1 protein-coding gene is annotated in these 689 nt (G+C 42.2%); it reads left to right on the top strand.

The window, feature by feature from the left end; all coding sequences use genetic code 11:
- A partial coding sequence (locus ABCO64_RS10390) for an FAD-dependent oxidoreductase (protein WP_343089413.1) occupies positions 1-689 on the top strand: 689 nt, incomplete at both ends.

Below are 689 nucleotides of genomic sequence, written 5' to 3'. Positions count from 1 at the left end.
ACCAAGCAATTTTTGTTGGGAGTGGCGCAGGGCTTCCTTCATCGCTTGGAATTCCTGGTGAAAACTATAATGGCGTATACTTTGCGAATGAGTTTTTAACGCGTGTAAACTTAATGCGTTCAAATGTCTTTCCTAACAGTGCAACACCGATTAAAACTGGGAATAAAGTTGCCGTTATTGGTGGGGGAAATGTTGCGATGGATGCGGCGAGAACTGCGAAACGCATCGGCGCAAAAGAAGTCATGATTATCTATAGAAGAGACCAAACAAGCCTTCCTGCAAGATTAGAAGAAATCCATCACGCCATTGATGAAGGCATTGAAATGAATCTTTTATATAACCCGGTTGAAATTTTTGGGGAAAACTACGAAGTAACATCGATCAAATGCGAGCGTATGGAACTCGGGGAAAAAGATAGTTCAGGTCGCAGAAGACCTATGCCTACAGGTGAATATAAAACCTTTGATGTGGATTCAGTGATTGTATCGATTGGTCAAAAACCCAATCCAATATTAAAACAAAGCACAAAAGATTTAAATACGCATGATTGGGGCGGCATTATTACAGATCAAACCCATAAGACATCGATTGAAGGGGTTTTTGCAGGAGGAGATGCTGTAACCGGTGCTGCAACAGTCATCTTAGCGATGGGTGCTGGGAAAGATGCGGCTGAATCGATGGATGAATAC

This window comes from Methanocalculus natronophilus (genome assembly GCF_038751955.1).
GTDB lineage: Archaea > Halobacteriota > Methanomicrobia > Methanomicrobiales > Methanocorpusculaceae > Methanocalculus > Methanocalculus natronophilus.
This window is presented reverse-complemented; position numbering and strand designations above follow the sequence as displayed.